At 41.9% G+C, this 13,794-nt stretch carries 10 protein-coding genes; 1 reads left to right on the top strand and 9 read right to left on the bottom strand.

Annotated elements, in window-relative coordinates; translation table 11 throughout:
• Positions 1–231 precede the first annotated feature (231 nt).
• The 5 genes from fadK to VN447_RS06985 all read right to left on the bottom strand — a co-directional run bounded on the left by fadK (position 232) and on the right by VN447_RS06985 (position 6,944).
• Positions 232–1,890, bottom strand: a complete 1,659-nt coding sequence (gene fadK, locus VN447_RS07005) for a medium-chain fatty-acid--CoA ligase (protein WP_325524216.1) — start codon at positions 1,888–1,890, stop codon at positions 232–234.
• A gap of 247 nt (positions 1,891–2,137) precedes the next feature.
• Complete coding sequence (locus VN447_RS07000) at positions 2,138–3,151, bottom strand: electron transfer flavoprotein subunit alpha/FixB family protein (protein ID WP_325524214.1); 1,014 nt, start codon at positions 3,149–3,151, stop codon at positions 2,138–2,140.
• A gap of 11 nt (positions 3,152–3,162) precedes the next feature.
• On the bottom strand, positions 3,163–3,951 hold the full coding sequence (locus tag VN447_RS06995; protein ID WP_325524213.1) for an electron transfer flavoprotein subunit beta/FixA family protein: 789 nt from the start codon (positions 3,949–3,951) through the stop codon (positions 3,163–3,165).
• A 39-nt stretch (positions 3,952–3,990) separates the two neighbouring features.
• Positions 3,991–5,124 carry an acyl-CoA dehydrogenase family protein gene (locus VN447_RS06990; RefSeq protein WP_325524211.1) on the bottom strand — a complete coding sequence of 378 codons (1,134 nt, stop codon included), beginning with the start codon at positions 5,122–5,124 and terminating at the stop codon, positions 3,991–3,993.
• A gap of 512 nt (positions 5,125–5,636) precedes the next feature.
• Positions 5,637–6,944, bottom strand: a complete 1,308-nt coding sequence (locus VN447_RS06985; protein ID WP_325524209.1) for an MFS transporter — start codon at positions 6,942–6,944, stop codon at positions 5,637–5,639.
• A gap of 591 nt (positions 6,945–7,535) precedes the next feature.
• Between VN447_RS06985 and VN447_RS06980 the strand changes: the two genes are divergently transcribed.
• Positions 7,536–8,462, top strand: a complete 927-nt coding sequence (locus tag VN447_RS06980) for a LysR family transcriptional regulator (RefSeq protein ID WP_325524208.1) — start codon at positions 7,536–7,538, stop codon at positions 8,460–8,462.
• Between the two features lie 96 nt (positions 8,463–8,558).
• Here VN447_RS06980 and VN447_RS06975 read toward each other — a convergent pair whose 3' ends face one another.
• The 4 genes from VN447_RS06975 to VN447_RS06960 form a co-directional block, all read right to left on the bottom strand.
• Positions 8,559–9,830 carry a CaiB/BaiF CoA transferase family protein gene (locus tag VN447_RS06975; protein ID WP_325524206.1) on the bottom strand — a complete coding sequence of 424 codons (1,272 nt, stop codon included), beginning with the start codon at positions 9,828–9,830 and terminating at the stop codon, positions 8,559–8,561.
• Between the two features lie 82 nt (positions 9,831–9,912).
• On the bottom strand, positions 9,913–11,208 hold the full coding sequence (locus VN447_RS06970) for an MFS transporter (RefSeq protein WP_325524204.1): 1,296 nt from the start codon (positions 11,206–11,208) through the stop codon (positions 9,913–9,915).
• Positions 11,209–11,232: 24 nt separating this feature from the next.
• Positions 11,233–11,763, bottom strand: a complete 531-nt coding sequence (locus VN447_RS06965) for a hypothetical protein (protein ID WP_325524202.1) — start codon at positions 11,761–11,763, stop codon at positions 11,233–11,235.
• Positions 11,764–11,917: 154 nt separating this feature from the next.
• Positions 11,918–13,102, bottom strand: coding sequence for an acyl-CoA dehydrogenase family protein (locus tag VN447_RS06960; protein WP_325524200.1), 1,185 nt, complete (start codon positions 13,100–13,102; stop codon positions 11,918–11,920).
• Positions 13,103–13,794: the final 692 nt, after the last annotated feature.

Here is a 13,794-nt window from a genome sequence, read left to right as displayed (position 1 = left end):
CATAGATTGTTGTTGTTGAATCATTTGACTCACCTGCTCCCTTTAATACCTTTATTATACAGGAAAAAAGGTACAGCCTCCTCAGTTTTCTTGAGGGTCTATACCTTTTTAAGTATTAAAGGGACTTTTTCAGTGGCCTCGCTTTTGCCAGGGGTCTTTTATAATTTTTTTGGGAGGAATGTTATAATTCTCCTTGAAAGCATTTAACAGCGCCTGCGGCTTCCAATCATGTCACAACATTACTATATTGCTATTCCCCATAATCTCCTGGCTTAGCTTATTTTTAATATCCTCGCGCAATACAAATTTCTGTATCTTGCCTGACGCAGTCCTTGGGAGACTACTTATTAACTCTAGTCGTTCAGGATACTTACATTTGGCTACTTTTTTCTCCGCAAAAAAAGATTTTACGTCTTCCAAGGTTAGCCCGCTATCAGCATCTTTTAGGACTACGTAAGCACAAATTCTCTCACCTAACCTTTTGTCAGGCATTGCAACTACGCCTGACTCATGAACATTAGGAATTTGGAGTAAGATGTTTTCGATTTCGACACTGCTTATATTCTCTCCACCGCGAATGATGACGTCTTTCTTTCTACCCGTAATACGGATATAGCCATCCGCATCCAATGTACAGAGGTCACCACTGTAATACCATCCCTCATCATCTAGAACACGTGCTGTCAATTCGGGCTCCTTCAGGTAACCCATAAAGACATTAGGTCCGCGGGACGCTTCCTCTCCTTCGCTCCCCACCGGTACCGGTTGTCGTGATGCATCTACAACCTTTATCTCTACACTAGGTACAGCCGCGCCATCAGTATTAATCACTTTCTCAATCGTGTCATCCAAGCGTACGGCAGTGTGGGGTATACTCTCAGTAGAGCCATAGACCCCAACTACCTTAAGTCCTACTTCCAGTGATTCTTTAACAATGTGCCTGGGTATCGGCGCCCCTCCGCATAGAAAGAAGCGTAATGAAGATATATCGTACTTCTTGTTTTGTAAGGAGCGTAGTATATCGTGGACAAATGGTGTGGCGCCCATACTGCAGGTACATTTTTCACGTATGATTAACTCAAGGCTGGTATCTGAGTTAAATATATCCTGCAACACACTTTTCGCTCCGAATATAAATGGTGCGGTCACACCGTGATGAAAACCGGTAGCATGTGCCATTGGTGCTGTCATTAACATGACGTCTAGATAGTTGAAATTCAACGCAGCTGCAAAAGCCTTCTCGCTAGCAATAATGTTATTATGAGTAAACATAACACCCTTGGGAAAACCGTCTGTCCCTGAAGTAAATAGAACTGCTGCCAGATCATCCGCCTTACAAACACCGTTATCAGTCAACGGCGGGTATTGCCTAATTACACTATTTAATGTATAGCCTGCATCTACCTGCTTTTCTTTTTCTACTATCACTACTTCCCTTAGACTAGAAACTTGAGGGACTAGCGAACGTACCATAGGCAGGTAGTCAAAACGTCTAAACTCAGACGGGAAAAAGACTACTTTTGATTCACATTTATTTAGAATATATAATAATTCGTCGGCACGATAGCATGGCAAAATGGGATTTGCAACTGCCCCTGCTTTTAGACATGCCACATAAATTACTGTAAATTCAGCCCAGCCAGGTAATTGAAAAGAAACGAAATCACCTGATGCCACTCCTGCTTCTTTTAAAAAAGCTGCTACTCTGCTAGCAGCGTCATCAAGTTCAGCGTACGTATAGCAAGTTCCCTGCAGGTCAATCACTGCTACCTTTTCCGGGGAGCTTAAGACTGCCATCTTCCAATAATCGGCCAGAGTGGCGTCACCCCAGTAGCCCTTTTGCCGGTATTCCCGTTTCCGGCACTCATTAAACCTTATCCCTGAAGACATTCATCTCACCCCCCCGATTGGCTTTTCCGGTAGTGCACCTTCACGGGCTGCTATGAAGGCAGCGTTATACGAGCAATAAAAAGAGGATGTTATAAAAAACCATCTGCTTCGTTACTTTTGTGGTTTAGTAGCATTATGTATACAACAATACACATCTACCCAAATCCATGTAGCACCCTCCGCATCTGGAATTTACTCATCTTCTTTTTATTAACAGTGTTATTTCAAAAACACGCTTTAATTATTTTTAACTTGCTTTTATTTTCTTTATTTCTTCAATAAGAACAGGAATCACCTCAAACAAATCTCCTACTACTCCATAGTCTGCAACATCAAATATAGGTGCATCTGGATCTTTATTGATTGCCACAATTATATCTGAGGACGACATCCCTGCCAGATGCTGAATAGCTCCTGATATGCCACAGGCAATATAAATTTTAGGACCTACCGTTTTTCCTGTTTGGCCTACTTGTTGAAGAGGCGGCATCCAGCCTGCATCTACAGCAGCTCTTGATGCTCCCACGGCACCACCTAAGATATCAGCCAACTCTTTAATAATTGCAAAGTTTTCAGGTTTACCCATACCTCGCCCACCTGAAACAATTATTTCTGCTTCTTCAAGATTAACTGCTGCTTCGTCCACAGCTTTTATAAAGCCTACAACCTTTGTTCTAATATCCTCGGCAGGTGTTCTAATTTCTTCTCTTATTACGTTTGCAGTTTTGGCAGCGTCGGGCTGTGCCTTTTTAAATACTCCAGGTCGTACAGTTCCTATTTGTGGTCTGGTATTAGAGCACAGTATAGTAGCCATAAGATTTCCACCAAAGGCAGGTCTTGTCCATGCTACATCACCGGTTTCTTCATTAATTCCTAAACCCGTACAGTCTGCTGTCAAGCCTGTCGCTAATCTGCCTGCTATCCTTGGACCTAAATCTCTTCCGTTATTAGAAGCTCCAATTAATATTACCGAAGGCTTATGCTTTTCCACTAACTTCACCATTACATTGGTGTATCCGTCAGTATTATAGTCTTTGTATTCTTCACCTTCTACCAAAATAACCTCATCAGCACCATAAGCAATTGCTGATTTGACTGCGTCATCTACATCTTTACCAATAACAACACCAAGAAGTTTCTCATTATTAGCCGCTGCCAGGATTCTACCCTGGTTTAAAAGTTCTAAACCTACGTTTTTTGCCTGGCCGTGAGCATTCTCAATAAATACCCATACATTTTTATAATCTGCAATATTCATCATTAACACTCCCTTTAAACAAGCTTAGCTTCCATTAACTTTTCGAGTAACTTAAACGCACACTCGCATCCTGTATGTTCTTGAATTCTTATACCAGACTCTTTTCTGGGAGGTGTAAATGTTTTCTTTACCTTGGTGGGTGAGCCTTTAAGACCTATTCTGGCTGTATTAATTTCTGGCAAGTCTGCGGCAGTAAGTACTTCTATCACTGCTTTATTAGCTGCCATTTTACTCTTAATAGATGGATATCTGGGTTTATTAATTGATTTCACTACTGTAACTACTGCCGGAAGCTTAGCTTCCACTATTTCATAGCCTTCATCATGCTCTCTATTTACAGTAATAATATCCTCTTTAACATCCAGCTTTGCAGCAAAGGTTACTTGCGCAATGCCAAGATGCTCGGCTATCTCAGGTCCTACTTGTCCGGTGTCACCGTCTATCGCCTGTTTGCCGCATAGAATCAGGTCAAATTTTCCTAGTTTTTTAATGGCTGTTGCCAATATATAGCTTGTTGCTAATGTATCAGAGCCGCCAAATAATCTGTCGCTTATTAACACTGCTTTGTCTGCTCCAAGCGACAGACATTCCTTTAACGCATTTTTAGCTTGGTCAGGTCCCATGCTTATTACAGTAACACTGCCGCCATGTGCTTCTTTAAGCTGCACAGCTGCTTCAAGTGCATTAGCATCAAATGGGTTTACAATACTTGGCACACCACTTCTAATAAGTGTATTTGTTACTGGATCTATCTTTATCTCTGAAGTATCTGGTACTTGTTTAACACAGACTAATATATCCATTAACTGCTTCCTCCCTTTAGATCAAATATTTATGTAGAATTACTTGAGCATTTCCTTTGCAATTACTAATCTTTGGATTTGATTTGTTCCTTCAAAGATTTGGAATACCTTTGAATCTCTCATTAACTTCTCAACCGGATATTCTTTGCTGACGCCGTATCCGCCAAATATCTGAACAGCGTCTGTAGTTACCCTTACTACTGTATCACCGCAGAAGGTTTTCGTGATTGAGCCTTCTTTTACTACTGGTTTATTATCATCCATTAAAATCATTGCATGGTGAACTAACTGGCGGGCCGCTTCTGTTTGAATTTCCATATCGGCTAAAATCATTTGAACTGCTTGGAATTGTCCGATCGGTTTTTTGAATTGAATTCTTTCCTTAGCATACTTTACAGCCTCATCGATCGCGGCCTGGCAAATACCAACAGCTAAAGCACCAACAAAGGCTCTTGAAACGTTTAAGGTATTCATAGCTGTTGTAAAGCCTGTTCCCTCTTTTCCAAGTAAATGGTCAGCAGGAACTCTAACATCTGTAAAAGTTACATCGGTGGTATTTGACAATCTAAGCCCCATTTTATCTTCATGTTTACCAATGGTAATACCGGGGCGGTTTCTTTCCACGATAAACGCGGATATACCCTTGATGCCTTTGCTCTTGTCTGTAGATGCAAATACTACAAATACGTCGGCTACGCCCCCGTTTGTAACAAAACATTTATTGGCGTTAATTACATATTCATCGCCATCCTTAACAGCTGTACCCCTCATCGAGCCTGCGTCCGACCCTGAATTAGGCTCTGTTAAACAGAAGCCCCCAAATGCTCCCGGAATGATAATGTCAGCAAATAACTTTTTCTGGGCATCGTTCCCTGCCATGATAACAGACCTTAGTGCAACAAATGTAGTAACAAGAGAAATTGCATAGCCTGCATCAATTTTAGCTAATTCTTCAAAAATAACTGCCGTTGTTTGATAATCTAAGCCAGAACCGCCGTATTCCTCAGGTATTTCCAGACAATGCAAACCCATGTCAAAAGCTGGCTTGAGAAGCTCCATTGGGAATTCGCCTTTTTCGTCAAGCTCTTTGATATGCGGTTTTACTTCTTTAATCGCGAAGTTTCTTACCATTTCAACTAACTCTTTTTGTTCTGCTGTTAGTATGTGTCCCATAGTAAATCCCTCCAAATCATTAAATTGTGTTCGAATTGCTTAAATTAGCCTTGTAGCCGTAAGAGTCTCCCACGTTAACACCTTTCTCTGCCGATCGCCAGCAGAAACCCCAGACTACTATTTTTAATTGTCATGTTCAATTTACTATATTTCATTGTTTACAACAATTTAACATTTCTAAATTATCAATCTACTGTGAAGCAAAACTAAATTGTCAATTTTATCTTTAGCTATAATAATAAGTCACAAGATTAAGTTGCCATTTTGCGTTTCTGTGCTTAACCCCGTACGCTTTGAAATAATACAACAAAAAGAAAAGACACCCCGGCTATCGCACTGCTGTACGAACGATAGTACCTAAAGAGTGTCACTCCAAAATCTATTCTTTTATACTCCTTCGACTACGCCTTTGCCTTAATATCATCTTTATTAAAACCAAGCCGCTCTAGAACCTCTCCAGTATTCTGTCCCAACTTTAGATGAGGTATTGCCGATAATTCTCGTATTTACTGCTACTTTATGTTTCGGATTACGTTTTTAGTGGTTACGATTCTATCGGCCTTAGGTATAATCGGTTTAACCTGACTAGTCAATAAGATAAGTGCACCTAAGATGGATAAAGTCGCGCCTAAGTATAAAGCATAGTCATATCCATAGGCATCCACAACAATACCGGTTAAGAGCGGGGCAGTTATGCCACCAATTGTGGCGCAGGTAGCGTAAAGACCAACGATTTTGCCGGCATTAGTTGGGGAAAAAACGATCGGCATAGAATAATATCCACCCATGGTGAGGCATAACACGCCGTTGGATGCTGATATTAACGCTACCGCGGCAGTCGGACTAGTCGCCTTAGATCCGAATATCAGCAAGATGCCGGCACCTACCATGCCAAGGAGAGGGAATAGCTTCCTACCTACATTATTCCCTAATTTTTTAGCTGCCTGGTCAGCTAACCAACCACCAAAAGGATATGTGAACGTTGCAACGATATATGGCATCATGGTATATATGGCGCTTGTTCCCATTTCGAAACCACGCCCCCTTACAAAGTAAACCGGTAACCATGTCATGAATAGGTAGAAGAGGTAGTTGGTACAGAAAAACGATATTGCACCAGTCCATACTGACAGCGTTGAAAATATGTCTTTCGATGTTAAGGTTACTGCTTGACCCGAATCATCTACACTGCCCCCCTGATCTGCTCTGATATACTCTATTTCTTCTTTACTTATTGCAGGGTGTTGCTCCGGCTTATCCTTACCATACTTCCACCAAAACAGGACCCAAGCAGGAGCAATGAAGGCAAATGAATAGAACACCATTTGCCAGCCCCAATTTTTGATAATCCAGGCTGAAAGCGGCATAGTAACAGCAATCCCGAGGGCGACGCCCATGATACTCAAACCTTGCGCGAATCCCGATTCCTTTTGGGGCACCCACTGCGCTATAATCGAAGTCATCGCAGGCAAAGAAACGCCTTCGCCCCACCCCATCGCAATGCGTATAAACACCATTAACCCTAGCGTTGATCCATAAGGAGTCAGAAATACAAACAGAGACCACCATAGGGCTCCGAACATTACAACTTTGCCACCACCAAATCGGTCCGCGAGCCAACCACCTGGAAGCTGAGTACATGCATAGCCGATAAAGAAGGCAGTTGAAACCAGACCAAACTGTGTAGCGGTCCAGTTAAAGTGTTTCATCATAGCTGGCCCGGCCATCGACATACATGATCTGTCCATATATAAGATCATATAACACAAAGTCAGCATGCCGATGATCTGCCATCTTTTGTTACCAACTCCTGAACTCACAATACCCCTCCTCAATTTTCCATAACCTTCAATCGTCAAATAAATACGGAATTTTTCGCACCAAAGACGTTATATATTAAATCTACAATAAATTCAACACTCATAATTTACTGATAATTTGCTTTGAGACAGAAGCTACTTTAATATTGTGAACTCACGATTACACCCATCCTTATTATTTAGCCATAATTAATAGATTAGATTTATTAGGTCTGGGTAACTAATGCGTTTCCTGGCTAGATAGATATCCCCGCACTTCCGCTATGGTGGTAAAATTTTACTGAGATCACATTAAATGTACTATACTTAATGATTTACAACAATTTAATAAGTATAAATATAAAAACATTATGAAGTTAAACTAAACAACTAACTGTACTTTAGTCCTACTAATAAATAGCGCGTTATTATTCAGTATTAACTGTCTAATTATGACGAAATATCGCGGAAAATCGCAGATTATAGTATCTTTAATTTTTTTTGCAAATATCTAAGCTTCACAGATAAATATAACAGTGTATTACCCTAGAAGGATATTTCCATTTATTCCAGAATATTGATTATATGAATTTTCTGGAATAGGAGTACTGTATGGAATTCTATCAAATGAGGTACGCACTTGCTGTAGCAAAATATCAAAATTTTTCTCGTGCAGCATCTGAGGTTTGTGTAACTCCTTCCTCTTTATCCCAACAAATTAAGAAACTGGAAGACGAACTGGGAGTTGTCTTGTTCGGAAGAACTACGCGCTCGGTTCACCTAACCCCAGCCGGCCTCGAATTTGTAGAGCATGCAAAAAAGATAATGCAGACTATCTCCGGAATAAACGTTGCCATGCAAAAATATGTAGATGGTGAAAGCGGCCAAGTATCTATAGGTACTATACCCGCCATAGGAGCTTTTGGTATTACGCCAATTATCGCGTCTTTCCAAAAAACCTACCCAAAGATTTCGCTGGAATTTCACGAGGCCGAATGCTTTGACCTCTACCCCTTATTGTATGGCGGCAAGATTGACGTAGCGTTTCTTACGGCATTCGATAAGCATAAACCCGGGAAAATTCCACTTGAGTCTTATCCATTAGTCCGAGATGAATTAGTCATCATAACTAGCACCTCTCACCCATTTGCCTCGAAAGAGATTATTGATTTACAAGAGGCTTCAGAAGAAACCTTTGTTTGTCTTTCCAAGTCTTCCGGTGCTTTTGCAGACACCATTGAGGCTTGTAAATTATCAGGGTTTGAGCCGAAATTTGCCTATGCGGCTCACTACGTTGATACCTGCGTTGGACTTGTAGCTGAAGGCATGGGAATAGCGGTGGTTTCCTCGCGGATAGCTATGTCCGCTACGAGAAAAAACGTTGCAGTGGTTCGTTTTAAGCCAACAGCAATTAGAACTGTGTCGGTGGTCTTTCCGAAAAAACCAAAACTTTCCTCCGTACTTTCAAACTTTAAGACCTTTTTTGTGCATTGGGCACGGGAAAATGATTTGTGCCATCCCCCTTGCGATGGGCTATAAAAAATCCTTAGGCTGGCTGGAAGGATTACACTCTTGTGAATACTTCAGCCGGCCTAAGGAACATGGGTGCTGCTTTTCATTTATAAGTTTTCTATCTTAAGGAAGAGGTTCTGACGCTGATGTGCCGCTTAATTTATCGAACTCTAACTCTTTATCTTCATACACTTTAACAACACCATTTTCAATAAGCCTTTGAACAGCGTCTTCAGAATACCCATATTTTAGTAAATAATTATGAGTATCATAACCAATCGGCTTAGAAGTCCACAACTTAGGGTCTCCAACACTCTTTAGTCTAATCGGGCTTGTAGGAATAACCCGCTCGCCATAAGATTTGTATTTCACACGTCTTAAAATGTCATTCGCATAAGCTTCTTCATCCTCAAGTATGTCGTCAATCGTAAAGGCTTTCTGGTAAGGGATCTCATTTTCTCTGAAAATTACTTCCAACTCAGCAAATGTCTTTTTAGCAAACGCTTTTTCGAACAGTTCAACTACATAGCCATTTGTCTTATTTGCCGTGAGCTTTTCCAAAGAATCGTGTTCTTCATTGCCAATAAGAGATTCGATACCAAATGCTGTAACCATCTGTTCAAAGTACGCATTATAGTTGGCTTGGCAAATTAGGAACCAAATTCCGTCTTGAGATTTATAGCAGTTGTTTGATGGAGTTGGAACCAGTTTTCTTGATCTTGGATATAGAGCCCCAGACTGGCGGGAAACAACAGCATGCTGCATTGCCCAGCATGCAACATGATAGAGATTGACGACCACCTTGTCTCCTAAACCCGTTTTCTCTTTTCTGACCAGAGCGGCCAGCACGCCAGCAGTCAAAAAGCCACTTGCGTTCCAATCGCCAAAAGCAGCGGGGACATTTACCGGACTTTCACCCATCTGGGGTAATGCTGTTAATATGCCACCACGAGCGGAATAGGCAGTAGCGTCGAAGCCCTTTGAATCCTTTTCCGGACCTCTTTCCCCATAGCCTCTCATTTGAGCATACACAATATGTGGAAACCTTTCACTGATGGTCTTATAGTCCAGACCTAATTTAACCAGAGCTTTATCTCTATAGTTTGTAACAAGGACATCAGCAGTTTCCAGCATCTTATAAACGAATTCTATACCTTCTTTACTTTTAAGGTTAACGCTCACCCAATTCTTATCAAGACTGGGCATATCGAATGCAGGATCTTCAATATCATCGCGTAGCATACCATAACCTGGGCCCTGGGTACGCATCTCATCACCGGTAAATGGTTCAATTTTAATAATCTCAGCCCCCATTTCGCCAAGAATTCTTGGGCACGCGGGGGCCGCTACGAAAGAAGTTAACTCAATCACTTTGACTCCTTCTAATCCCTTCAAAGTACAACACTCCTTTATATTCTGCCAACCTCCAACTGGGTCTTCTTTCCCATCTGGAGGTTAGTTTTTTTACTTGTCTTAACTAATTACCGACTGAAATTCCGCTCAACGGTTTGATTTTAACTTCAATCGGTTTAATCTTAGCAGTCAATAATATGACTGCACCTAAAATTGCCATCGATGAGCCAAGGAATAAAGCAAAATTGTACCCATAGGAGTCAACAACCATACCAGTAACAAGAGGTGCAGATATTCCTGCCATTGTACCAATAAAACCATACATGCCAACTATTGTTCCAGCATTTTTAGGGGCAAAGATTATTGGAATGGAGAAGAAGCCTCCCTGAGTAATAGTTAAGCATCCCATAGACGCTGCAATTAAGAAGATAGCCATATTGGCGTTGCTGGCCTGAGCTCCAAATATTAAGGCAATCCCGCCTATGATTAAGCCACAAACAGGAAACAGCTTTCGGCCAATATTCTGCCCATATTTCTGAGATGCCCAGTCAGCCAAGATTCCTCCTAAAGGATAAGTAATCATTGCGACAAGGTATGGAATCATTGTATAGTAACCGCTTTTTACTAAGGTAAAACCACGACCAACAGCTAAGTAGGTGGGTAACCATGTTAATAACAAGTAAAAAACGTAATTGTAACAAAAGTACGAAATAATTGCTCCCCATACAGATGCAACTGAAAAAATTTCTTTTGCAGAAAAGCTAACTGCATGACCACCACTATCTTTTGAACCCTGATCTGATTGGATGTATTCTAATTCTTCCTGGCTTATCGACGAGTGCAAGTCCGGTCGATCTTTACCAAATTTAACCCAAATTAAGGACCAAATCGGTCCAAGAAGAGCAAATAGATAAAATATCGTTTGCCAGTTATAATTCTGTATTAAATAGACACCTATAAGCATTGTAAGTACAACACCTAGAGGAACTCCTACAAGAGTTAAACCTTGTGCTTTTCCTGCTTCTTTTTTGGGAACCCATCTGGATACCAATGAGGAGGTAGCAGGCAAAGTAACACCTTGACCTAAACCTACTACTGCTCGAATCAACACGAGTGAACTTATTGCTGCCGAACCAACCGGAGTCAAAAAGGTAAACAAGGACCAAAGCAATGTTCCGACAACAATTACTTTAGTTGCCCCAAACCTGTCGGATAGCCACCCAGCCGGTAACATGGTTAGCGCATAACCGATGAAAAAGGCTGTTGAAACTAAGCCAAATTGTGTTCCTGTCCATCCATACTCTTTCATGAGAACCGGACCGGCGATTGAGATACTGGCTCTTCCTAAATACATAAAGGTAAAACATAAAACCAACATTGCAATAATATACCAGCGTTTATTGCCAATCTTTGATTCCATAAGACATTCCTCCTAATTTTAAAGCTAGGACTTAAAATAGTCCGACATCTTTTCCAATGGAACCTCCAACAGCCCCATTGTTTTAATATATAAATAGATGATAAAACCTCGCTTGCAACGAAAGATACACTCTTGACAGGTGCTCCTGTCGCAATAAACATAGGCGTCCTCGTCGGATAAAGGAAATACCATGGGTGGCCGCTTCTTTGAAGTGACATACTTAATGTAACCCCCGGCGAAGGTCTTAAGTAAAACCCACTCTGGTTTGTCCTCCGGCTGTTTCATTTCCCAGAATACCTGCACCGCACTCTGGTTGAAACCGCCAACGATCTTGTAGTTCACATTGATAGCGGGCGACACGTCCTCCAGATGCAGCGGCTTCAGCCGTTCCATGGGCTCATCACAGCAGGCAGGCTCTTGAGCTGGCATATCATAGCCCAACCCTTGGTACAGCCTGCCACAATGACTACAACGGTAGATTACTATATTGGGGCATTCCGGCCAAGGTTTCCTGGCTACCCTGCTTCTTAGCGGCCCAAATTCCTGCTCTGCCAAATTCCTGCCCTCCCAGCATATTCTGAATCTGAAAGCCACATGAAGCTCGCAGCGTCATATCCTCCAATGGCAGTTGGTACGTCACAAAAGTAAAAAAAGAGGGCCATCGGCATGACACTGATGACCCTATGGCGTGTCCATAGATTACTTAGGATTAATCGAGGTACTCTAACTGACCACCGTGTTTGATAGTCTGGCGGGAAATGGTAATGCGCTGTACGGTGGGAGTACCTTCCTCTAACCACATTGCGCGGGAGTCGCGGTACAGGCGCTCAGTAGGACCATATTCGCAATCTTCGAAGTACCCAATACCCCCGAAGATCTCTAGCATCTCATCACCGCATAGTTTGGTAACAAAGATACTGAACAGTTTGCACATTGCAGCCTTTTCTTCAATGTATTCTCCCTTAGGATCTTTTTCGTAGTCCTTCGCAAAATCATACACCATGGTACGCAGAGCATGAATATGAGTAGCCATGTCGGCAATCTTCATTCTGATAGCCTGGCGTTCAATGATGGGTTTGCCAAAGGTAACACGATCATGAGCACGTTTGAGAGACATTTCCAACATACGCTGAGCCATGCCCAAATTGCTGGCAGCGATGTGGACACGGGAAACAGACAGAGAGTGAATCGAGATATGAAGACCATCGCCTTCTTTGCCGAGTAAGTATTTCTTGTTGACTCTCATGTTGGTAAACTTTAAGCCGGTATGACCTGAACCCCGGCACCCCATCATGTGAGGCATGGGTGTAACTTCGTAGCCTGGGGTGTCACAAGGAACCATGAAGGTAGAGAGACGGTGGTCCTTATCGGCATTAGGGTCGGTAAGAACGGTAATGTAAGCATAATTGCAGCAGTCAGTGTGTGAGATTAAGAACTTTTCCCCGTTAATGATGTAATCGTCTCCGTCTTTTACGGCCAATGTTGCAATATCGGCACCAGTTCCGCCTGTTTCCTCGGTGACAGCCCAGCAGGTAAAGACAGATCTATCCTGGAAGCCGGGCATTAACTCTGCCTTAAGCTCTTCACTACCGAAGTCATACAAGGGACGCCAGTTCAAATCCATGGCATAGTGCAGATGCATACGCATTCCGCCAGGGCCGCGGCTAAATTCTTCCTGTATCTTCAGAATTTCCAGCTCGGAGAGGCCCCAACCGCCATACTCCGTTGGCAGTGAGCAACGATACAGGTTATTTTTGATGCCCAGTTGATAGAACTCCTCGGGGAACACATTAGTAACCTCAATGTCTTTTTGCATCTTATCGAACGTGCCTTCTGTTAATTCTCTGATCTGTTTTAGATACGCTTGGAATTCTTGTTCACTCAATTTTCCCATTTTCTTTCCCCCTTGCTATTTTTACATCGCAGTTTCAATATACTATAGTTAAATATTCACAACAATTTAATAATTGTAAATATAAATTCATTATGAAGTAACACTACATTGTCCATAGTATTTTTAGCGACGCTAATAAATCGCAGACTAGGGACTCCTGTCAGATGCCTGAAGAAAAAGCGCAGGATCGTAGAGATCCTGCGCTTTTTACATTTATTCAAGTATTTATGAGATAGCGAAAACACCAGTAAGCAGCCCCCTAGGTTACCATATAGCCCTCCGAGCTGATATTCTCCCTATGGAATACTCTTTGATTAATTCATCCTCTTCAAAACAAGAAAGACGGCACATTGTAAGGTTTACGACTATATAATTTTCATTGCGACTTCATTTCCTATCTATCTGTATTCTCTGCATGATTCCACCTCGAAGTTACAAAGAAAAAGACAGACATGCATCTAACCAGTTATAAAGAAAACATGGCTTGCGCCGAGCATTTGGCGAAAGCGGAAGCCGATGTTGCCCTTATCCAGGAGAAAGTATACTTTCTATCAGGGAGTCTGCTTAAAAAAAGAGTGATTTGGACTGTTCCAGTCCATTCGAGAGAGATAAATCATCACAATGTCTTTATTTAAGCAAGAAAGAGGGTCTATTGCTCGCTTAAGACCTACATTCTAACTCTTAACGGTTCC

Source organism: Sporomusa sp., from assembly GCF_035561155.1.
GTDB lineage: Bacteria > Bacillota > Negativicutes > Sporomusales > Sporomusaceae > Sporomusa.
This window is presented reverse-complemented; position numbering and strand designations above follow the sequence as displayed.

Coding starts and splice junctions, on each gene's coding strand:
- fadK (WP_325524216.1), bottom strand. CDS start 1,890: ATGTCTTCAGGGATAAGGTTTAATGAGTGCCGGAAACGGGAATACCGG.
- VN447_RS07000 (WP_325524214.1), bottom strand. CDS start 3,151: ATGATGAATATTGCAGATTATAAAAATGTATGGGTATTTATTGAGAAT.
- VN447_RS06995 (WP_325524213.1), bottom strand. CDS start 3,951: ATGGATATATTAGTCTGTGTTAAACAAGTACCAGATACTTCAGAGATA.
- VN447_RS06990 (WP_325524211.1), bottom strand. CDS start 5,124: ATGGGACACATACTAACAGCAGAACAAAAAGAGTTAGTTGAAATGGTA.
- VN447_RS06980 (WP_325524208.1), top strand. CDS start 7,536: ATGGAATTCTATCAAATGAGGTACGCACTTGCTGTAGCAAAATATCAA.
- VN447_RS06970 (WP_325524204.1), bottom strand. CDS start 11,208: ATGGAATCAAAGATTGGCAATAAACGCTGGTATATTATTGCAATGTTG.
- VN447_RS06960 (WP_325524200.1), bottom strand. CDS start 13,102: ATGGGAAAATTGAGTGAACAAGAATTCCAAGCGTATCTAAAACAGATC.